This window comes from Psychrobacter sp. AOP7-C1-14, assembly GCF_052376135.1.
Classification (GTDB): domain Bacteria; phylum Pseudomonadota; class Gammaproteobacteria; order Pseudomonadales; family Moraxellaceae; genus Psychrobacter.
In genome coordinates this window covers 74370-96617 of the sequence record NZ_JBQSVH010000008.1, presented here as the reverse complement: position 1 = coordinate 96617, position 22248 = coordinate 74370, and the positions used below count along the sequence as shown (strand labels likewise).

Sequence of the window (22248 nt, the reverse complement as noted above, 5' to 3'; positions counted from 1 at the left end):
AACCAATATAAATATCAAAACGTAGAGCCTGATAGCAAAACAGCGTGACAGCAAAATTTTATCATAACAAACTTAGGTTTTTTAACCTAATGGTTTGCCACGGATCTCGATGACTGATTATCACATTACATTATTATCGCTACGTACTAGTTTGACCAAACTGTCAGTTTATAAGTATAAAAAAGGCGCAACCATGATTAGTTGCGCCCTTCTTGATGTATATTCTATGTATGAAGACTTTATACGCTAGCAGTTACCCTCTTGCTTACGCGTACTTTTTCTCAAAGGCAACCATAAAGTCAACCAGCTGCTGTACCCACTCAAGTGGTACGGCATTATAGATACTGGCTCGCATACCGCCCACATCACGATGACCCTTTAGATTTAATAATCCAGCTTCTTCTGATTCTTCTAAGAATACTTTATCGAGGCTACTGTCTGCTAAAGTAAACGGTACGTTCATGATAGAACGATGCTTAGGATCTACTGGGTTATTATAAAAACTGCTCTCATCAATCGTTTTATAAAGTAAGTCGGCTTTTTGCTGATTGATTTTACCGATAGCAGCCACACCGCCCTGCTCTTCCAGCCAATCAAACACCAGCCCTGCTAAGTACCAAGAGTACGTCGCTGGCGTGTTAGACATAGACTCTTTGTCAGCTTGGTGCTTATAGTTCAGCAGCATAGGACACCATTCACTGGCCAGCCTCATCAGATCATCACGAATAATGACAATGACCAGTCCTGCAGGACCGATGTTTTTCTGTGCACCCGCATAGATCATGCCAAATTTAGACACATCTATCGGCTGTGACAAGATACAAGATGACATATCAGCGATGATTGGTGCCTCTACTTGTGGTGGCTCAAATATCTGTAGGCCATGAATTGTTTCATTGGCACAGTAGTGAAAATAAGCGGCGTCTTCACTGATATTCCAATCGCTTTGCGCTGGTACGTCAGTAAAGTTACTCTCTTTACCTGTCGCAACTAGGTTAATCTCGCCCAAACCCAATGCTTCATAGCGCTTGGCTTCTTTGATCGCTTTGCCTGACCATGCGCCTGTCGTCAAATAGTCACCACGTCCACCATTTAGCAGATTCAATGGAATCGCCGAAAACTGTAAGCTAGCACCGCCTTGCAAAAACAGCACTTTATAGTTATCTGGTATTTCCATAAGCGTGCGTAGCTTAGCTTCCGCTTTGTCAGTAATGGCCATATACTCTTTGCTACGGTGGCTGACTTCCATGACCGATAGGCCGCGACCTTGCCAATCAAGCAATTCGCTCTGCGCGCGCTCTAATACGGCTGTTGGCATGGTAGCAGGGCCAGCGCAAAAATTTGGCAGGCGATGCAGTGTGGCAGTTGCTGTAGACGTTGGGGTTGTAGGCATAATCACAGTCCTAGGTATGATGAAATAAAATGATGTTTTTATTTCAGTTTGTTGTTAAAGGCATTGGTATCGATATTAGTTTTCATGCAACTCAATGAGATATCTGCTCCCACAGCTGACGTTTAGTATCACTGTCTGCGAGCATTTCTTCTAATGTCGGCACAGTGGTCAGATTGGGATGTTGGAGGCCGTCAGGTAGCGCGGTCAGTGCAGCAACTTGTATCTCTTCGCTTCGGCCAAGTCGAAAGATATATCCTGCAAGACTGGCATTAGCAAGCTCAGCAGTATCCATACCATCACAAATTGGAAATGATGTCATCTCGCAAGTGATTGATAGCGCTTCAGTGATGTTTTTCCATAATTTTTGACTGTCACTATTCAGTGCTTTGATATCAACCAATATTACCCAGTCACCATAGCGGCCACCCTGCAGGTCAAATGGCACTACTTTTTTTAAGCTCTCGTCATTTACACGGTCATCACTATTACTTTGCGGAAAATTACTCTGCGCAAATTGAGGTTGCTCAATAGGTGCATTCGTTGAGGTAACATCAGTTTGGTTGGACACAGTACTTGAACTAATAGTATTCGAACTGACCGTACTCGAATCAACAGTATCAAAGCTATAAGTAACAGGGCTTTGTTCACTAGCCATCTGTTCAATGGTAGCTAGCGAATCAGTATCATGCTCATCTACAACGTAGCCGTTAGCATTATAATCATTGATATCATGACCACCAGTCGGTTGATCAACTGTATCTACGGCTTCAGCGCGTGATATTTCATTGTTGTTAGACTCAATGTCAGCAGAATTAGTATTTGATAGCTCAACCGAAGCTGTCGCAATGTCAGCCATATTGATGGTTTCTGACTCAGGCTGTACCCACTGATCGATACCCATCATCGCTAGGATCTGGCGTTGCTGCACACGGCGCTGTAATACAGTTAGCGGATCTTGGGTATCACTCATGCGACTCTACTATCCTACTCATTTTGTTTATGTCATTTATAGATACTTTTATGGTTTTGGCAGTTCTCACTGAGTATGCATCACACTATTAATCAAATACTAGATACATACCAATTAAAACAGCTGCCGAATACCAAGCCAACGCTCTGATATTGCCAGCAAACAATCGTATTCATCTTGGCTGATTATCGTATCGTGTAACATTACTGTATGCAATGTACTTAGCCATTGTCGATACTCATTATGAGTCGGCTGGTTGATCTCACTTTCATTATAATCTATTTGGCCACCATCCTGTTGCTTCTCTCGATAATTATCAGCATTCTGAGCATCTACCAAACGCTTGATAGAGTGATTAGCAGAGACAGGAACCGCAGAAATAATCGCCAATAACTGAATACTGTTCAATTGCTGTGCGGTCAATAATAGCCACTGTAAATTGAGGTCACTTACTGTCATGAGATCAATATCAATCAAGCGCGCATGACGTCTCAAATCTACAACATAATGTGCCACACTGTCATTACCTTCACTCAATAAAGATCGATCATGTATTGAGATCATCTGGCCTTTTACATCTTTTGATAGTCGATAAGCCAATAAAACGATAACCGACACATCTGCTGTATTAAGACCTGTAAATACCTGACCTGAAGGATCTAATTGCGCTCTTATATCCTCTATACCGGTCTTCAGTATCTGCGGCCATAGACCCTGCGCCTCTGTATCTTGTAAAGCTTCAGACAATATCGGTGGCAACTGCTGCAAATGTAGCGCTTGCCATAGTGACAATATTGGTGATTTTTGATGTGCTAACGCTGACGAATTATTCAGAGCAATTGCGACTGAATGAGCGTCATCGCTAGGTATGTTTTGATCTGACGAATCATGGGTCAAGCTTTTGGTTAAGTCAGATGTCAGATGTTGGTTAAATAACTCAAATATGCCCTGCTGATAGCGCAACAACATCGTACGGCATTTTTCTTGTTTTTTATAGTGCTGATGACTGTCGTGACTATGATCGTCTTTACTTTTGAGCTTTAGATCTTCGATAAATAGTTCAGATACATCCTGTTGACGCAATTGGTTTAAGGCGATCTCAATCAAAGCACTATCCAAACGCCTATCCAAATTGGTTACTACTGTCATCAGCTTAGTATCTATCGCATGCGGTAATATTTGCTCATGATTGATAGTGTCAGTCTCAAAAAACAAGCCATCATTCCAAATATCATTCAAATTATAAGTGGCAATCGTTGATAAGGGTCGATGCTGATGACAAAGTAAAACAGCTTCGACTAATGCTAGCGCACCTAAAGGATGATGACTATGATTGAGTACATACTGAGGTAATGACACCTTACGAATATCGCTAATTTCAATTAATGTATTTTCTGGTAAGTCAGCGTCAGGTTTAGCCTGCCATGGTTTTAACAGCTGATGAGTACCAACGTCTTCGGCCTGTACTTGAAGCCGCCCATCAACCACTACATCAGCTTCTATGGCAAATTCTAAACCGTCATCAGCTTCCGATTCACCACTATCTTTACGATTGTCGCTTGTAGACTCAACAGGAGTTTTCCTGTCACCTTTCTGGCTATTGTCACCTATATTAATCATTGCGGCTGTCTGTGCTTCAATGACTGACGAATGCTGCGTGTTTCTTTCTGATAGATTTTTACTCAGGCTATTTTCTTTTGTTGCTCCCCAGTCACCTAAGCGGCGTTGCCTATATATTTCTTTGACCTTTTGCTGATTTATTCGCTTTTCTTTGGCAATTTGTACCGCGAACTTATGATAAGCATCCGCATTAATAGCGCTCATACGCTCAGTCAAGCTTGGATGAGTGGCAAACCACGACACATCACCTAGGTCCGCCCCACTACTAGCGAAGAAAAAGTGACTGAGTCCATTGATATCAGCAATGCCAGACAAACGTGAGCCGAGCGAGTCTTGATGAATAGCTTGTAAGGTTTCGATAATCGCAGGTGTACGTGTCAATTGAACACTAGTGGCATCAGCGAGTAGCTCACGCTCACGATTAAAGCTGTGCTTAATCAACTGCGCGCTTGCCATACTAGAGAAGCTCAAGCCATGTAGCAGCAATGTCCAGACACTACGCGGGGCTTGACGATCTATTATAGGTGGTGTTTGTATCCACTTAGACTGACGCTTAGCTGAGGATTGCTGTTGTTGTGATTTCTGCTGCCAGTAGGCGACCCATTCACTATGCGTGGTGAAATTGGCAGTTTGCGCCTCTGTGTTACGTGCCAGCGTATCAACCTGTCTCTGTGGTAGAGGCTTTTGGGAGATATTATCATTATCAAAATAACGATGATTAGATATTGGGTCACTCCAGTCATATAGTATCTGTAAGCCTGCCAATACCACCATTAGCTGTAGATTGAACGTAGCATCACCGTGCAGTATATGACCATATTCGTGGCCAATAAGTCCGTATAACGCTTCATCAGACAATTTATCTAGCGCGCCTTGGGTAACGACGAGCACCATATCTTGGCTATGGCGACCAGCGACGAAACCATTGATACCCTGCTCATCAGGAAGCACGTACAAAATCGGTGCGCGCAAACCTGCCGCAATCGCTAACTGCTGGGCAATTTCATAATAGCGACGATAAACGGGCGGAAAATCGCGTTCATCACGCACGGCTATATGACGTGAACTATAGCGAACCTTTTCTTCGGCTTCGTGTTGATGAGCGACTCCTTGACTGTGCTCCCATGGCGCTTGGCTGTTATCAATGAACAGCCTAACGGCTCCTACTCGCTGAGCAATAGCACGACCACCTGCCCTTAGACGTCGATACTCTAAAAAACTACCACCAACGAAACTACCTAACGTCAAAACAATGACCAGAACCAATACCCAGTGATATATACCGCCTGTAAACACAGTTAGCAGTATAGACATAACAGCCAGGCCTACAGCCATATGAGCAAGTACAATCAGGAAAAACAGTCCATAGAGTAAGAGACTGCGACGCGTACGTATCCGCTGTTCACCAAAAAAATCCATCAGATTAGGCTGCCTAGAGTTCGCCAAAATTATCTAAACCTTAGCCCATATCGACAATCGGTGCTTGAGCAATCGCTTCTCTATCTTCAAATACCAACTGACTGAGTGGACGAAAGCTAAAAGTTGTACTAACGAGGTTATTAGGGAAGACTTCGCGATCATTATTATAAAACATCACGCTGTCATTATAATGCTGACGCGCGAACCCGATGCGATTCTCTGTATTGGTTAGCTCATCCATGAGCTCCTTGATCATACTATCGGCTTTTAGCTCTGGATATGCTTCAACGACAGCAGAAAATTGACTCAACGCCTTGGATAACATGCCTTCTGCTTTTGCAAATAGTGCCATATGCTCTAGTGAGTCTGGCTGATGCTTATTAGAATCTTGTAGATCTTGGGCATGATTACGCGCACTAATGACTCGTGTTAGCGTTTCTTCTTCATGACTCAAATAACGCTTGGCGGTTTCGACCAAATTTGGAATCAGATCATGACGACGCTTCAGTTGCACATCTATTTGAGCAAAGCCGTTCTTTGCTTGGTTACGTGCTCGTACCAATCTATTGAAAATGGATACCCCAAACACAAAGACTAACACCACAAATGCAATGAATAGCCAAACAAACATCTTCATAACTGAACTCCAAGGTGTCTAGAATGTTAATAAAAAGTTAATACATTGTATTTTAACTCATATTAATCAATAAAACCTCGGAACTAGAAAGGAAATCGAACAAAAATTCATTCTAAAACTAAATAAGCAATTAGATAAGCATCAAACAAAATATCGACCAAAAAAAAGCCCTTTATAATGAAGGGCTTAATACATCACAAATAGGTCTTTTATATTTTATTGGAATAAATATCAAATTTTAGGCAAAAAAAAGCGACTCCAAAAGCACATCCTCGGCACACATTGTGACTATTACCGTTGCTACCTTCCGGTCCTGGCGGGATTCATAGAACAATGTTGCGAGGCTACCAATGGAGCCACCAGTCGCAAATTATACAAGAAATTTTTAATTTTACAACCCCTATTTCAAAACTGTTTGTTTTAGGCCCCAAATAGCCTTTTAGTTTAGTTCATCAGCTCATATTATCAACGCCTGAGCACGAATGATGCCAGTAACTTAGGTCACAAAATTCTCACAGCAACTTATATGAATTTTGCTATTTTAGTGGATGAAGTTGTACCCACGTTGATGTTTAGAAAGTAATAGGGGCAATTCTTTGTGTATAAATGAGCTTTGAGAGTTATCGTTTATATATTTTTAGAACTAATTTAGGAGATAAAAATGAGAAACACTTTGTTGAATAAAGCAGCACTCGCTTCTGGTACGGTTTGTCTCATGACAGCAATGATGGGTAGCGCTCATGCAGAACCAACAGGATACGACCAACTGACGTTTCAGACAGAGATAAAAGAAGAAATTCAGAACGACGAAGTACGCGCCAGTTTGTACAAGAAGGCACAAGCAACTGACTCTAAGACCTTAGCTACGATGCTCAATACCTCAATCAATAATGCCATGAAAATCACCAAGCGCTATCCTAGCGTAACCGTGAGCATAGGACAGCAGCGCACCTATCCACGCTACGACAAAAATAATAAAATTATTGGCTGGACAGGTCAGGCAAACATAGACTTAAAGAGTACAGATTTTTCAGCGACTAGCCAGCTCATTGCTGACTTACAAGAAACCTTAGTGATGAACAACCTTAATTTTGGTGTATCAGATACTAAAAAGGATGCTCTAGAGCAGAAGTTAATGACCGAAGCCTCACGGGCTTTTCAGCAGCAAGCTAAAAGCCTTACCCGCGCCTGGGATGCTCGTGGCTATCGTGTCATCAATGTTAACCTGAACACAGGTAGCAACTATCCACGTCCGATGTACAGCGCTATGAGCATGAAAGCAGACTCGCTTGAATCGTCTGTGCCAAGCCAAAGCTTTGAGTCTGGTAACAGTACTATCTCAGTAACTGCTAACGGCACCATCGAGTTAACTAAATAAAATAACTTATACTTAAATAAGCGATTTACATTAAAAAGGTAAGCATCCTTAATGGTGCTTGCCTTTTTATTTTGCCAGCGTTATCTATTCATTGCATTCAATCATTATTGAGACCATTGCTGAGACTTAGCAACTTCCTGTTGACGCAGTTTTAGCATCAATTTTTGATACCAAGCTAATTTTTGATAAGCCAACAGCTGCTCTGCCTTTCTTTTGTTGTCTTGCAATGTGGTTGTATTTTGAATCACGTATACAGTACGTGTGATTTGCTCAAGTGTTTGGCCAGTTTCGCTTTGTACAACCGCCTTAATTGTATGAGCGCCTGGCAAAATATCAACAGTAGCAATAGATGCGCTCACACCTTGTGCAACCTCTTTATCATCCAAGTAGATACTAACGCTGTCATTTGTCTGTAACGCAGGCTTAATCTTTATATTGACATCGATATTCTGTACTGGACGACGATAGGCTCTCTCTTCACTAGGTTCAGTAATAGCTAATTGATAGTTTACCGGCACAATGTTCTTAGGATTTACCGCAGGCAACTCAGCAGTAGACGCTGTCTGCGACGCATTTGATGATTGGCGACTTGTATTAGGATTAGTTGTCGTATTCAGACCCGCTGACCTACTCGTCTCACTACCTGTCGCAATAGTTATTTGACTAACCTGTTTGCCAGCTTGTTGTTCGTAACTCTGCGGACGATCAGTAAAGGTAACTTGACCGGTTTGCTCATCAACCACTTTATAAATAGGCGCAGCATTCGTGAGAGGTGCACAAAGGCTAACGGTAGCAACCACCATCCATAACCCAACTTGCATCTTACCTTTTAAGAAACTCGATTTTGCTAATAACGTCATAATCCCTCAGCCTAGATAGTGTCTACTATTAATATAATTTTATAAAACTATTATGCGTGAGTTTTGACATGAAATCAGTAGTGATTTCAAAGAAAATTCAGCCATTGGACTGATACACTTTATTAATACGCATAAAAAAACCAGCCAAGTTAACCTTAGCTGGTTTTTTTGACTCAAAATAACTGAGTATTTTAGTGACTAATTAGCAGCTGTAGTACATATCAAACTCAACTGGATGCACAGTCACGTTCAGACGCTGTACTTCTTCTTCTTTCAAAGCGATAAATGCTTCTAGCATGTCTTCAGTGAACACATCACCTTTTAACAAGAAGTCATGATCATCTTTCAATGCTTGCAATGCAACATCTAAGCTTTCTGCCACTGTTGGGATTTGTGCTTCTTCTTCTGGTGGCAAGTCATACAAGTTCTTATCAGCAGCTTCACCTGGATGCATTTTGTTTTGGATACCGTCAAGGCCAGCCATCAATAATGCAGCAAACGCTAAGTATGGGTTAGCTGTTGGATCAGGGAAACGTGCTTCTACACGGACCGCTTTCGGGCTGCTTACGTGTGGAATACGGATAGACGCTGAACGGTTAGATGCTGAATAAGCAAGCTTGATAGGTGCTTCGTAATGTGGCACTAAGCGCTTGTAACTGTTCGTTGATGGGTTGGTAATTGCATTCAATGCACGAGCATGCTTGATGATACCACCAATGAAGTATAATGCTGTTTCAGATAGACCAGCATACTCATCACCAGAGAACGTGTTTACGCCATCTTTTGAGATTGACATATGTACGTGCATACCTGAACCGTTATCACCAACGATTGGCTTAGGCATAAAGGTTGCTGTCTTACCAAACTGATGCGCAACATTATGCACAACATATTTCAATTGTTGAACTTCATCCGCTTTACGTACCATCGTGTTGAATGCAACACCGATCTCAGACTGGCAAGAAGCAACTTCATGGTGATGAACTTCAACTGAACCTTCACCAACGATTTCTTCGATGCGTTCACACATCACAGCACGCATATCATGTGAGCTGTCGATTGGTGGTACTGGGAAATAACCGCCTTTTACACGTGGGCGGTGCGCCATGTTGCCCCACTCGTAAGTCTCGTTAGTCGACCATGCTGCTTCTTCAGCCGTGATTTTATGACTAACGCCAGACATATCGACTGACCATTTAACATCATCAAATACAAAGAATTCAGGCTCAGGACCGAAGTAAGCAGTATCACCGATACCAGTAGACTTCAAATACTCTTCAGCGCGACGGGCGATAGAGCGTGGGTCACGGTCATAACCTTGTAGCGTTGATGGCTCGATGATATCGCAAGTCACTACCACAGTCACCGCATCATAGAACGGGTCAACAAAAGCAGTTTCTGGATCAGGACGTAAGATCATATCTGACGCTTCGATACCCTTCCAACCAGCGATTGATGAGCCATCAAACATTTTACCATCTTCCATAACATCTTCATCAACGGTATGCGCTGGGAAGCTGATGTGCTGCTCTTTGCCGCGTGTATCAGTAAAGCGAAAATCAACCCATTTAGCATTAGAGGATTGGATAAGATCTAATAGTTTATTCGACATGAATAGTCTCCGTTGTGTTGATCACGTAATTGCGATTTAAAATTATTAATATGGTGTTCATGTTCCAGAATGTCAGATGTGCTCTCAATACTAAAATAGCGCATTCGATATTATGCTTATTATCAGCACTATTTTACGTATTAGTCAAGATGCTCATCTAAAGCGTTTACTCAATCAGACCAATATTTGTGCATATGATCTAACATACGCCAATTCACTCCTAACGACATTCTAGCAATATACAACTCATAATGCTGAACTCTAAGGCTCCTGTTAATAATTATTTTTAAACCAATTTTCTGTCTTTAAAAATAACCATAGCAGCAATAATGCAAGGCTTATGCCAATGTATTAACCCCTTAATCATAGATATAGTTAAGTATTGATACAATTATTAATAATTACAGCAATTTACATTGTATGCAACGTTAAATATTAATTAATTGTCGTTAAATTGGGTTTTAAAGCGGCACTTAATTAAAGCACTAACTGTGAACTTTTCGCACTTAATTAGTGCAAATACAGATATGTTTATGGTTTAAATGCTATTTTTTGGTGCGATGTCGATAGCTAAATTCATAACATTATCCCTGATCAAACTATCCTTGTTATTAATACAATAATAAAAAATGTATTTTTACTTGGTGCTTACTTAGATAGCCTATACCCTACATTTGATAGAAAACAAAATAGTGGTAAGATAACCGCGCGTAAGACCGCCCTCTGCTATCATCGCAGCTGCTTGTTTTTAACAACTAAGTGCCTCGATAACAGTGAGAAAAAATTTCATATTAAAAATATAATAAAACTGATAAGTTGAATCCTTAATGATTTTGATGATCGATAATTACGATAGCTTTACGTACAATATCGTACAGTATTTCGGTGAGCTAAAGCAGGACATCACTGTTTGGCGTAATAATCAGGTCTGTATTGAGCAGATTAAAACCCTCGCACCTGATGCCATTGTGATTGGCCCAGGTCCTTGCGATCCTGACCGTGCGGGCATTTCACTGCAAGCCATTAAAACGTTTAAAGGGGTTATTCCTATATTGGGTATCTGCCTGGGTCATCAAGCTATTGGTCAAGCCTTTGGCGGTCGAGTGGTCAAAGCTAGCGAAGTCATGCATGGCCGCTTATCAGCTATCTATCACAACGAGCAAGGTGTGTTTGCTGGATTACCTAACCCGTCACAGGTTACGCGTTATCATTCGCTTGTCATCGATAAGACAAGCCTACCAGACTGCCTTGAGCTCACCGCATGGACACAAAATGTCGATGGTAATATTGAGGAGATCATGGGCATTCGTCATAAAGAGTTTGCTGTAGAAGGTGTCCAGTTCCATCCTGAGTCGATATTGAGCGAAGCAGGTTATCAATTGCTCAATAACTTTTTACAGACTCATGATTTGGCTACGCTGACATCCGATGAGCTACCACAAGTTGGCTAGACTCGACTAAAAGTATATTGATAAAAATACTGCTTTCATGAGCCCATACCAAATTTCACACAGATTCATATAAAAAATAATAGTAAGCGAGACTACAATGAGTACGATAAAAATAGAAGAAACGCACACGCCAGAGAGTATTGCAAAATTGTCTGACGAGCAAACACATCGATTGCTAACCACAGCTTTGGGTAGAATATTCCAACATATTGATTTAACCTTTGATGAGATGTATCAAGTGATGCTGATCATCATGCAAGGTAGATGTAGCGACGCCATGATGGGTGCTATCTTGACAGGGCTACGCATGAAAGGCGAATCCATCGACGAGATTACTGCGTCTGCCAGTGCCATGCGTGCACTAGCCGCCAATATTGAACCGCAAAACTGCGATTACTTGGTAGATATCGTTGGTACTGGCGGCGATGGTGCTAATTTATTTAACGTCTCGACTGCATCGGCGTTGGTCGTTGCTGCTGCTGGTGCACAAGTTGCCAAGCATGGCAATCGCGGCGTCTCGACCAAATCTGGTAGCTCGGACTTACTTGAACAGGCAGGCATCAGTCTCGCACTTACACCAGAGCAAGCAAAAGACTGTATCGAAAACCAAGGTATCGGGTTTTTATTCGCACCCAATCATCACAGTGCCATGCGTTATGCCAACCCTGTACGCCGTGAGCTAAAAGCGCGTACCATTTTTAATATTTTGGGCCCATTGACCAACCCTGCTGGCACGCCAAACTTAGTCATCGGTGTATTTACTGCGCAATTATGTGAGCCGATTGCCAAGGTCATGAAAAATCTAGGCGCGCGTCATGTCATGGTTGTGGGCGCAAAAGATGGTCTGGATGAAATCAGTCTTGCTACTTCAACCACAGTTGCTGAACTAAAAGATGGCGAGATATCAGTTTATGAGCTGATGCCAGAAGATGCTGGTATTGAATCTCAAACCCTTATGGGTCTCGATGTAGACTCTCCAGCACAAAGTCTTGAGCTGATTCGTGCTGCGCTATCTGGAACCGATACTCATGACCGTGCAGTTCTTAAGGCTCGGGACATGATTGCTCTAAATGCAGGTGCCGCGATATACACCGCAGGACTTGCCAGCAACTACCCTAACGGTGTTAGCCGAGCACAAAAGGTGATTCAAAATGGCGATGCTTTACTCAAACTTAAGTCTTTAGCCAACTACACCCAGCAGCTAGTAGCTCAGGGTTAATTTATAGGCATTCATATAACGCGACCCCTGCCAACACTGTTTATTTACATTTAACGATATTCGGATACCAGTATGACCACAACCCATTCAGACATACCTTCAGTGCTAAAGCGCATTGTCACCACCAAAGTAGAAGAAGTAAAAGCCGCTCGCGAAGCATTATCTCTTGAAGCGTTGCAAGCAAAGGTCGCAGCTGACGATAAACCGCGTCGAGGTTTTGCCGCTGCGCTACGTGCTGCTAGCACTAAAGAAAATGGTATTGGTATTATTGCTGAGATTAAGAAAGCCTCACCGTCTAAAGGTATTATCAATCATAACTTTACCCCTGCTCTATTTGCACAACAGTATGAGCAAGCAGGTGCTAGCTGTCTGTCTGTATTGACCGATCGTGATTACTTTCAGGGTGATGACAGCTATCTTATTCAGGCGGCTAATACCTCAAGCTTACCGATATTACGTAAAGATTTTATGATTGATGTCTATCAAATATATCAATCCTATCTAATGGGCGCTGACTGTATTCTACTCATTATGGCTTGCCTAGATGACGCCCAAGTACAAGAACTGCATGCACTGAGTATTGAGCTTGGTATGGACGTCTTGATAGAAGTTCATACCCAGTCTGAGCTTGAGCGAGCGCTTAAATTACCTCGTTCAACGCATAATATTTACGGTATCAATAACCGTGATTTAAATACTTTTGATGTTGACCTGCAAACCACGCTTGATCTGAAAGATATTTTAAACGACGCACTTGCTGCTGATAGCGCTGAGCAAAAACCACTTATCGTGACCGAAAGTGGCATTCATAGTGGTGATGATATTCGCCTCATGCTAAACAATGAGATTCAGCACTTTTTGATCGGTGAGCAATTTATGAAAACTGATCATCCAGGGCAAGCGTTACAATCATTACTTGCGGGCGTCGCAGCAGACGGGTAAAGTAACCCCATAATTTAAGCTTCAATAAATACTAGATAGATTGAACAATATGTGTTTTATATACATTGCGCAATCAACCATTCATCAATCAACGATACGTTAACTTTTATGTCAAACTCTCTGTTTTCAAAAGAAATGCAAGACCAGCTCAAAGAACTTAAAGGCCAACTGAGCAAAGGCCGTGATACCAATTCACCTGAAGGTGAGAACCAAAAGCCAACTGAGCCGGTTTCGCTACCGACTCAAAAGCAAGTCAAAAAAACAGTCAAGCAGCTAGATAGTGAACATATCGATGACGATAAAGTTCTATTTATGCAAGCCATGCATGGGGTTAATCAGCTAGAAGACAAAAACGTTCGCTCACCTGCCAGTGCAACCAAAGCAGGCAAACCTGATGCAGCGACGTTATCAAAACGTGCTGCAGCTCAAGGTAGCGAAGCCAGCGATCTAGGAGCTGGCTTGTCAGATATGCAAGCACTACTAAACCCTGTCGCTGCTGAAGCTTATTTGTCTTATAAGCAGCCAACACTGCAAAACAAGATCTTTGATCAGCTCAAAAAAGGCAAGCTGCGTTGGTATGATGCGGTAGATATCCATGGCTGTACAATAGAAGAAGCACGAGAAGCAATGACTCAACTATTGAGCCAAGCCAAGCAGAAAAACGAAACCATGGTAAAAATTGTCCATGGCAAAGGCAGCGAAGCGATTTTAAAAACCTGCATCAATGGTTGGTTGCGTCAATTGCCAGAAGTACTAGCGTTCTGCTCCGCCCCACCAAAAGATGGTGGTAATGGTGCTGTGCTGGTACTACTCAAAAAACCTAAAGCCGATGGTGAATAGATTTTACTATCAGCAACAACGTACTATATAGAGAGGACTGCCTATTTGCAGTCCTTTTTTTATCACTTACTAATGGTTTGGATAAGGACTGTAGCGATACTTCCTTCAATGAAAGCTCTTTTTGAGGCACATTCCATCTAATACTAACTTCTCACCTTCTACTATTGTGTTGACTCGAACACATTCTGACTAGCAAAGCGAAATAACTATGAACATACAGACCATGGAAAACACTAACGAGCTAGAACAACGGATTGCTGCGCTGGTTGCTATTGAACCAAGGTTTGCTCCTGTTCATAAGCAAGTCGGTACACCTAGCCTTAGGCATAACGAAGGCGGGTTTGAACAGTTGATGAGGGCAATGGTTGGTCAGCAATTATCAGTAGCTGCTGCTGACAGTATTTGGAAACGGTTGGTTGATGCAGAATTGATCACACCGCAAGCAATACATGAAGCAACAGACGATACCTTGAAGGCACAAGGGCTATCTAAGCAAAAAACTCGTTATGTACGCTCTTTAGTTGACCATGATATAGACTTTGCAGCGTTAGAAGCCTTACCCAATGAAGAAGTCGTCACAACCTTGACAGCTGTGACAGGTATTGGACGTTGGACAGCTGAGATGTATTTATTATTTTCGCTAAAACGTGCAGATATACTGGCAGTCGATGATTTAGCCATTAAAGTGGCAGCCATGGAACTATTAGGCCTAGCAAAACGCCCAACACCCAAAAAACTTAAAGATTTAACCCAGCACTGGTCACCTTATCGCAGCGCTGCTAGTTTATTGCTCTGGTCATACTATGGCTCATTACGTGATAAAACCGCAGTACCTTTGTAGCTAACTATGTAACTTGTACAGAAAACATCGTTAGCGTTATTTACCACCACTCTTGAGGAAAAAATCTCTTTTAAGGCTGATTCCATATAGAAAAACCAAATTTGCTTTTAGCATGTTTAAATTTACTTTTTCTTAACATATGGCTTTTATGTTTTAGTGCTTTAAGCGCCCCTCTCCGGCTTACTGTTGCAAGAGGAAAACCATGCTGACTTGGCTTATCATCAGATTTGTCGCTATCTTTCTCGTCCTCATTTTTAGTCATATCAATATTGTTATGATTATTATCATTTTCTATACTGATATTTGCTTCATCGTTATTAGTACTGCTGTTATGGTCTGAGCCATCTTCCTCTGTTTCAGCAGTGCTATTTTCCATATGATGATCAAGCTCAGTTTGATTGACAATCAGCTGCTGCGTAGGTAATGCATGCTCGACTTTATACTCTGAAACCTTCTTTAATACATCGATAAATAAAGTATTTTGTTTATCGTAGAATTCAATGATACCAACTGCATTAACATAAGCCTGCAACTGAACAACATAGCAATCTTGACGTAACTCTAAAATATTGACCTGATTCCACTCCTGATTGGTCAAATCATGCTCTTTTATAAACTTATCCAAGTCATTGACCATTTTGAAAACTACATTAAGGTCGGCGGTGCGTTTTAGATACAGCAGATGACAGAAACGGAACATATCACGAGAAGTGAAGTTTTCAATTTGCATGGATGAGAAGTCACCGTTGGGTACTGTTACGATGGTGCGCGATAGCGTACGTACACGCGATGAGCGAATACCAATATCAATCACCGTACCTTCATATGTACCAAACTTACAATAGTCACCTATTCGCACAGGCGAATCTGCAACAACAACAACACTACCCACTAAGTTTTCGATGGTCTTTTGTGCACCAAGTGCTAACGCTAAACCACCCACACCCAATGCTGCGATACCAGTCGTTAAATCAAAACCTAAATTGCCAAATATGACAATCACTGCAAATATCAATAGCAGGGCTTTAACAACTTTACGAAGTAATCCCAAAATCGAGACTCGCTCAGTATAGTTCTTTTTATAACTCAGATTGACCGCACGAGTAAATATGGCATCAATCACTCGCAGCAATAGCCATGTCAGCGCTACCCAAGACGCAATATCAGTAAAACGATTGACTGGCTCACGTAGTGTTACCGATACCCCTGCATAGACCATGACTTCAGATAGTATCAGTGCCATGACTACAACAGATAGAGGTAATATAACTTTGTTTGGCAATGGCAATGGCGTACCACGTAAACGAGGATATACAATCCTCAATAAATGATATAGCAACCATACTCCTATATAGGTCAATATAAAGCTACTAACAACCATGGTCAGTGCAGCGACTAAGTCGGCGAGCTGATAACCGAAAAGCTTTTTACCTTCTAATGAATCAATAGTATAGCGAGACACCAAAGTTGGTTCAGTGTTCTCTATTACTTCAGGTATCGAGCTGAGCGTATCGCTTGAAAACTGCCAATACTTTTCACCTCTATCAGATACCACTCTTTCGAGTATCAGCGACACATCTTTTTCACCAATGCTAATAACACCTACGTTTTCTTGTTGGGATGGTAGCTGATCGGTCAGATTGCCCTCAGACTCATTACTAATCTGCAAGTCCGGCTGGAAACGGCCACCTGCATCTAGCGCTTGCTTAAATTGCCTTACAATAGTGGTTGGGTTGTCAGACTTCGGTACATTCAAATAGTTACTTGCCAACAAGTAATCATTTTCACTCAATGCACTGATGAACCCCTGTACTGTATGGCGCGGTGTGTCTCGTCCAAATGAATCCGGTCGCGGTGACTCTACTAACTCTTCACTACTACTTTCACTTACACCAAGTGCACCAGGTTCAGCAGCAGAAGCGTTGTTTGGCAAAGCAACACTCAATAGCATAGCAAGCAACAACGTTATGACTATAAATGGCATTGTAGCTATAGAGTAGAATGAATTATGCAAAGTATTGGGGGTCAGATTATGCTTGATAGACAAAACAAACCTCTTAGTTTAGAAACGACATGAAAAATAACGAATAATATCTATACTATAGTAACAATTATTTATAACAGCAGTACTTTTGATTGCACAATTTTGTAGCCAACTGTCTCATTACTTGATCTCTTACTTTATAAGTGTCTCCAATAGTAGGTACTTTTAGAGAATAGATATTATGAACAGAATTGAAGAGTTTGTCGTAAAACACTCACATAAAATGATTTTTAGCTTAACTATTCGGTAAGCTAACATGAATAATATTCATCCTACCTTGAATAAATATTAGCTCAAAATAGTTTATAAAGCAGGCTAATTTGTAGATAATGAGCACAGTTTTGCTTATATACTATTTTTTGTAACTTTTGACTACTTTTACGTCACGATAGTTACCCCTCATTTCTGCATTTTTAATTTGATTACTTTGGAATCGACTATGTCTGTATCACGTGCATCTTCACGTACCTATCTTCGTTTAAGTATTTTAAGCGCGCTTGGCTTACTTGCAGTTAATACTGCTATGGCAGCCACTTCTGGAAACACTTCCAACAACGATAGTAACCTACCACAAGTTGAGCTTGATGAAATCGTAGTAACAGCGAATCGCACACCTACTAAAGTCAGTAATGTAATTGCGCAAACACGTGTTGTGAATAGTAAAGAGCTCAAACGATATCAAGGTCAAACAGCATTAGAGGTACTAAAGCGCCAACCTGGTATCAACCATTATACAAACGGTGGCATGGGCACGGTTTCAAACCTTTATATGCGCGGCTACGATGGTAAACAAATCTTAGTACTGATCGATGGTATTCGCTATAGCTCATTAAGTACAGGTACTAGTGCCTTAAATTTACTACCAGCAGACCAGATCGATCGTATCGAAATACTATATGGCGCATCAGGCTCTAGTATATATGGTGCAGATGCAATGGGCGGCGTCATTCAAGTATTTACCAAAGGCAGCAATGTCGAAAAGACTAACTATTCTGTAACTGCAGGTATCGGTTCGAATGATCAGTACCTATATGGCGCGAGTGCACAGTTTGCTAATGATACTGGCACAGCCCTTAGTCTATCAGCTAGTCACAATGAAACAGATGGTATTAACGCAACCACATCTTCAAACGCTTTTTCTTATAACAAAGATGATGACGGTTTTGAGAGTGATAATGCGAGCATTGCTTTAAATCAGCGTATTAATGATCAATGGTCGGCAGGTGCTAGTGCGCTGTATAGTGAATCAACGACTTATTTTGATAATGGTGCGGCGCAGAATGTCTATTCTGATCAAGAAACAGGCGCAGCTCAAGCCTTTGTCAATTGGCGCTATCAGCCAGGCGCTTCAGTAAAGCTGCAATATGGTCACTCTATTGATAATATAGATACCGAAACCTATGCCAGCAACTATGACACCGAACAAGATCAAGTCAGCTTAGTAGGTCAGCACTCACTACCTATCGGTACAGGTGTCTACGGAGCAGAATACTTAAACCAAAGTATCGATACCACTGACTATGATGTTGATGATCGCGACGTCACCAGTGCTTTTTTGGGTTATGTGCTAGCTAATAATAAGTTCGATGCACAAGCAAACCTACGTTATGATGATAACTCACAGTATGGTGATGAAACTACGTACAACCTAGGTGGTGCGCTACACATCAATCCTAATCTACGTGTCGGTGCTAGTTATGCTAAAGGTTTCCGTGCACCTAGCTTCAATGATTTATACTCACCTTTCGGCGGCAATGCTGAACTAACACCAGAAACCAGCGATAACTATGAAGCATTTATTGAATATGACACGCCTATTCAATCTACCCGCTTGACTGGCTACCATAATAAAGTTGATGACCTAATCAGCTACGTATCAAACCCCACTCCTAGCAACCCATATGCAGGCGCTAGCGAAAACGTCAATGAAGCCAAAATCAAAGGACTCACGCTAACATCAGATTGGATAATCGATGACTACTTATTTGGCGCGAGTTATGACTACCAGCAAGCAAAAGACAGCAGTGGCGGTAGCAATGATGGTAATTTCCTTGCCATTCGTCCTGAGCACAAAGGTCTGATTTATGCAGGCTATCGCCTATCAAGCTTTGATATTCGTGCCGAGTATGAATACGTAGGCGATTATTATAGTAATACTGCTAATGCAGAGTCGCAGTTTGTCGATCATTATGGTTTGTTCAATATTAGCGGTAACTATCAGTTAACTGATAATCTCACTATGACTGCTCGTTTGGATAACATTACCAATGAGAAATACATCACGCTACCTGGTTATGATACTGATGGTATTAACTACTTTACTTCTCTCACTTACAACTGGTACTAAGCTCACTTAGCAGTTAAAAACCTAGCGTTTATCTAAATATAAAAGGTCATCTACAGGTGGCCTTTTTTTGTGCCTACGAAAAGCATACAAGTACTTATGCCATGACTGCTTATCATTTATCTCAGTCAATAGGTGACAATCAACCACTCATCTATTACAATAACGACCTCCGAGAGGTGTTGCGCCATAATGGTGATTTACTGCATTAACATTCTAAAGTTATGCAATCACAGGTTATGTTAGGCTCGGTTAACTGTCGAGAGTCCCTATTTTTGGTCGCTCACAGCGCAAACAACGGCACCTGCGTTTTTATTCTTTTTATCATTCGTTAACCACTGATAGGAGCATATTATGGACGCAGTGTCTACTACACCATCTGCCCATACGATCGATCCCTCTTTCACTGACTATAAAGTCGCTGACATCAGCCTTGCTGATTACGGCCGCCGTGAAATTACGCTTGCTGAAGCTGAAATGCCTGCTCTAATGGGCTTGCGTCGTCGCTACGAAGCAGACCAGCCACTTAAAGGCGCGAAAATCGCTGGCTGTATCCACATGACTATTCAGACTGCTGTACTTATCGAGACATTAGTCGCGCTAGGTGCTGAAGTACGCTGGACCTCATGTAACATCTTCTCAACTCAAGACCATGCTGCTGCTGCGATTGCCGCTGCTGGTATCTCTGTTTACGCTTGGAAAGGCGAAACCGAAGAAGAGTATGAATGGTGCCTACGTCAGCAAGTACACGTTGGCGGCGAAGCATCAGGCCAACTTTGGGACGCAAACTTAATCTTGGATGATGGTGGTGATTTAACCGCTCTTATCCATGACGACTATGCTGAGCTTCTTGACAATATCCATGGTATCTCAGAAGAAACCACCACTGGCGTTCACCGTCTGGTTGAAATGCTTGGTAAAGGGACACTTAAGGTACCAGCCATCAACGTCAACGACGCAGTGACCAAATCTAAAAATGACAACAAATACGGTTGCCGTCATAGCTTAAACGATGCGATTAAACGCGCTACTGATATGTTCCTTGCTGGTCGCCGCGCTTTGGTTGTCGGTTATGGCGATGTAGGTAAAGGCTCTACGCAAAGCTTACGCCAAGAAGGTATGATCGTACGTGTCTCAGAAGTTGATCCAATCTGTGCTATGCAGGCATGTATGGACGGCTTTGAAGTATTATCGCCATACATCGATGGTGACAATACTGGCGGTGCAGACAACATTAACACCCGTTTGCTTGAAGATACTGACTTGATTGTTACCACTACTGGTAATTATCATGTTTGTGACAAACATATGCTAGCAGCACTTAAACCTGGCGCTGTTGTATGTAACATCGGTCACTTTGATACTGAAATTGATACTCAGTTTATGCGTGACAACTGGCGTTGGGTTGAGATCAAACCACAAGTTCATCAAATCTTCCGTTCAGACGACGAAAACGATTATTTAATCTTGCTTGCTGAAGGTCGCCTAGTGAATCTAGGTAACGCGACTGGTCACCCATCACGCGTGATGGACGGCTCATTTGCCAACCAAGTATTGGCTCAAATGTATCTGTTCGAAGAAAAATTCGCTGACTTGCCAGTTGACGAGCGTACTGACAACTTATACGTAAAAGTATTACCTAAGAAGTTAGACGAAGAAGTGGCCGCTGCGATGGTTGCAGGCTTCAACGGCACCTTGACCAAGCTGACCCAAAAGCAAGCTGAGTATTTAGGTGTACCAGTTGAAGGTCCATTCAAGCCTGACGCTTATAAATACTAAGAGGAGCCTAACTGTGAGTAAGCCTGCTTTCTCCTTTGAGTTCTTTCCTGCAAAGACCGAGCAAGGTCACGAAAAGCTTCTCAGCACTTATGATGAGTTGAATAAACTGTCACCAGCTTATTTTTCGGTAACTTATGGTGCGGGCGGTTCAACTCGTAGCCGCACTTTAGATATCGTACAAGCATTAAGTGCGCGTGGTACCACTGAAATCGCGCCGCATATGTCTTGTATTGGTGATGATAAAGCTGAAATCGCTGAATTGCTCGAGTACTATAAGACTTTAGGTATTAGACGCTTGGTAGCGCTACGTGGCGACTTGCCATCAGGTCAGGTGGGCATGGGTGAACTACCATTCGCTGTTGATTTGGTTAGATACATTCGTGAGCACTCAGGTGATCATTTCCATATCGAAGTGGCCTCCTACCCTGAAATGCACCCACAAGCACGTAGCTTTGAATTTGATATCGACAACTTGGTAAATAAGTACCAAGCTGGTGCCAATGCGTCGATCACCCAGTTTTTCTACAACGCTGACAGCTATCTGTACTTGCGTGATAAGCTTGAGAAGCGCGGTATTGACACGGTCACTCAGCCTTTGGTTGCTGGTATTATGCCAATTACCCATTCAAGCAATCTATTACGCTTTGCAGATAGCTGTGGCGCCGATATTCCGCGCTATGTACGCAAGCAGTTGACGGATTTTGGCGATGATCGTAAGGCGATTCGTGAGTTTGGCTTTGATGTAGTTTATCGCTTGTGTGAACGCTTGATCAATGAAGGTGTACCCGCCATGCATTTTTATAGCATGAATAAAGTCGAACCAAATAAACGCTTGGTAGAAGCATTGGGTTTAATCGTTTAAACCTCTAAGCATTCTCGGGTAACTCTTGAATACTCTC

General features: G+C 42.0%; 16 protein-coding genes and 1 other RNA gene. 9 read left to right on the top strand and 8 right to left on the bottom strand.

Annotation, left to right across the window (positions count from 1 at the left end; translation table 11 throughout):
• Positions 1-265 precede the first annotated feature (265 nt).
• The 5 genes from serC to ffs all read right to left on the bottom strand — a co-directional run bounded on the left by serC (position 266) and on the right by ffs (position 6392).
• Positions 266-1393 (bottom strand): 3-phosphoserine/phosphohydroxythreonine transaminase, encoded by a 1128-nt coding sequence (gene serC / locus ACT3QN_RS07610; RefSeq protein WP_444522753.1) that lies wholly within the window; start codon positions 1391-1393, stop codon positions 266-268.
• Between the two features lie 91 nt (positions 1394-1484).
• Complete coding sequence (locus tag ACT3QN_RS07605) at positions 1485-2363, bottom strand: DNA polymerase III subunit psi (RefSeq protein WP_444522752.1); 879 nt, start codon at positions 2361-2363, stop codon at positions 1485-1487.
• A gap of 114 nt (positions 2364-2477) precedes the next feature.
• Complete coding sequence (locus tag ACT3QN_RS07600; RefSeq protein ID WP_444522751.1) at positions 2478-5429, bottom strand: M48 family metalloprotease; 2952 nt, start codon at positions 5427-5429, stop codon at positions 2478-2480.
• Positions 5430-5442: 13 nt separating this feature from the next.
• Positions 5443-6039, bottom strand: a complete 597-nt coding sequence (locus ACT3QN_RS07595; RefSeq protein ID WP_444522750.1) for a LemA family protein — start codon at positions 6037-6039, stop codon at positions 5443-5445.
• Between the two features lie 256 nt (positions 6040-6295).
• An RNA gene (gene ffs, locus ACT3QN_RS07590) (signal recognition particle sRNA small type) lies at positions 6296-6392 on the bottom strand.
• Positions 6393-6700: 308 nt separating this feature from the next.
• On the opposite strand from ffs, the gene ACT3QN_RS07585 reads away from it, so the two are divergent.
• Complete coding sequence (locus ACT3QN_RS07585; RefSeq protein WP_444522749.1) at positions 6701-7417, top strand: SIMPL domain-containing protein; 717 nt, start codon at positions 6701-6703, stop codon at positions 7415-7417.
• Between the two features lie 104 nt (positions 7418-7521).
• Here the strand turns inward: ACT3QN_RS07585 and ACT3QN_RS07580 are convergent, their stop codons facing one another.
• Positions 7522-8277: a DUF4124 domain-containing protein gene (locus ACT3QN_RS07580; RefSeq protein WP_444522748.1), complete on the bottom strand. Its 756-nt coding sequence runs from the start codon at positions 8275-8277 to the stop codon at positions 7522-7524.
• A gap of 202 nt (positions 8278-8479) precedes the next feature.
• Positions 8480-9889 (bottom strand): type I glutamate--ammonia ligase, encoded by a 1410-nt coding sequence (gene glnA / locus ACT3QN_RS07575; protein ID WP_444522747.1) that lies wholly within the window; start codon positions 9887-9889, stop codon positions 8480-8482.
• Between the two features lie 827 nt (positions 9890-10716).
• Here glnA and ACT3QN_RS07570 point away from each other — a divergent pair.
• The 5 genes from ACT3QN_RS07570 to ACT3QN_RS07550 all read left to right on the top strand — a co-directional run bounded on the left by ACT3QN_RS07570 (position 10717) and on the right by ACT3QN_RS07550 (position 15182).
• Positions 10717-11340, top strand: coding sequence for an anthranilate synthase component II (locus ACT3QN_RS07570; RefSeq protein ID WP_444522746.1), 624 nt, complete (start codon positions 10717-10719; stop codon positions 11338-11340).
• A 97-nt stretch (positions 11341-11437) separates the two neighbouring features.
• Complete coding sequence (gene trpD, locus ACT3QN_RS07565) at positions 11438-12559, top strand: anthranilate phosphoribosyltransferase (RefSeq protein WP_444522745.1); 1122 nt, start codon at positions 11438-11440, stop codon at positions 12557-12559.
• 72 nt (positions 12560-12631) lie between these two features.
• On the top strand, positions 12632-13501 hold the full coding sequence (gene trpC / locus ACT3QN_RS07560; RefSeq protein WP_444522744.1) for an indole-3-glycerol phosphate synthase TrpC: 870 nt from the start codon (positions 12632-12634) through the stop codon (positions 13499-13501).
• Positions 13502-13609: 108 nt separating this feature from the next.
• Complete coding sequence (locus ACT3QN_RS07555) at positions 13610-14341, top strand: Smr/MutS family protein (RefSeq protein WP_179798976.1); 732 nt, start codon at positions 13610-13612, stop codon at positions 14339-14341.
• Between the two features lie 208 nt (positions 14342-14549).
• On the top strand, positions 14550-15182 hold the full coding sequence (locus ACT3QN_RS07550; protein WP_444522743.1) for a DNA-3-methyladenine glycosylase family protein: 633 nt from the start codon (positions 14550-14552) through the stop codon (positions 15180-15182).
• Positions 15183-15252: 70 nt separating this feature from the next.
• Here ACT3QN_RS07550 and ACT3QN_RS07545 read toward each other — a convergent pair whose 3' ends face one another.
• Positions 15253-17166, bottom strand: a complete 1914-nt coding sequence (locus ACT3QN_RS07545) for a mechanosensitive ion channel family protein (RefSeq protein WP_444522742.1) — start codon at positions 17164-17166, stop codon at positions 15253-15255.
• Positions 17167-17665: 499 nt separating this feature from the next.
• Here ACT3QN_RS07545 and ACT3QN_RS07540 point away from each other — a divergent pair, with 499 nt between their 5' ends.
• The 3 genes from ACT3QN_RS07540 to ACT3QN_RS07530 all read left to right on the top strand — a co-directional run bounded on the left by ACT3QN_RS07540 (position 17666) and on the right by ACT3QN_RS07530 (position 22211).
• The gene (locus ACT3QN_RS07540; RefSeq protein WP_444522741.1) at positions 17666-19573 is read left to right on the top strand and encodes a TonB-dependent receptor plug domain-containing protein; all 1908 of its coding nucleotides are present in this window, start codon (positions 17666-17668) and stop codon (positions 19571-19573) included.
• Between the two features lie 351 nt (positions 19574-19924).
• Positions 19925-21349, top strand: a complete 1425-nt coding sequence (ahcY, locus tag ACT3QN_RS07535; RefSeq protein WP_444522740.1) for an adenosylhomocysteinase — start codon at positions 19925-19927, stop codon at positions 21347-21349.
• A 13-nt stretch (positions 21350-21362) separates the two neighbouring features.
• Entirely contained in the window at positions 21363-22211 is an 849-nt protein-coding gene (locus ACT3QN_RS07530) for a methylenetetrahydrofolate reductase (RefSeq protein WP_444522739.1), read from the top strand.
• Positions 22212-22248 lie beyond the last annotated feature (37 nt).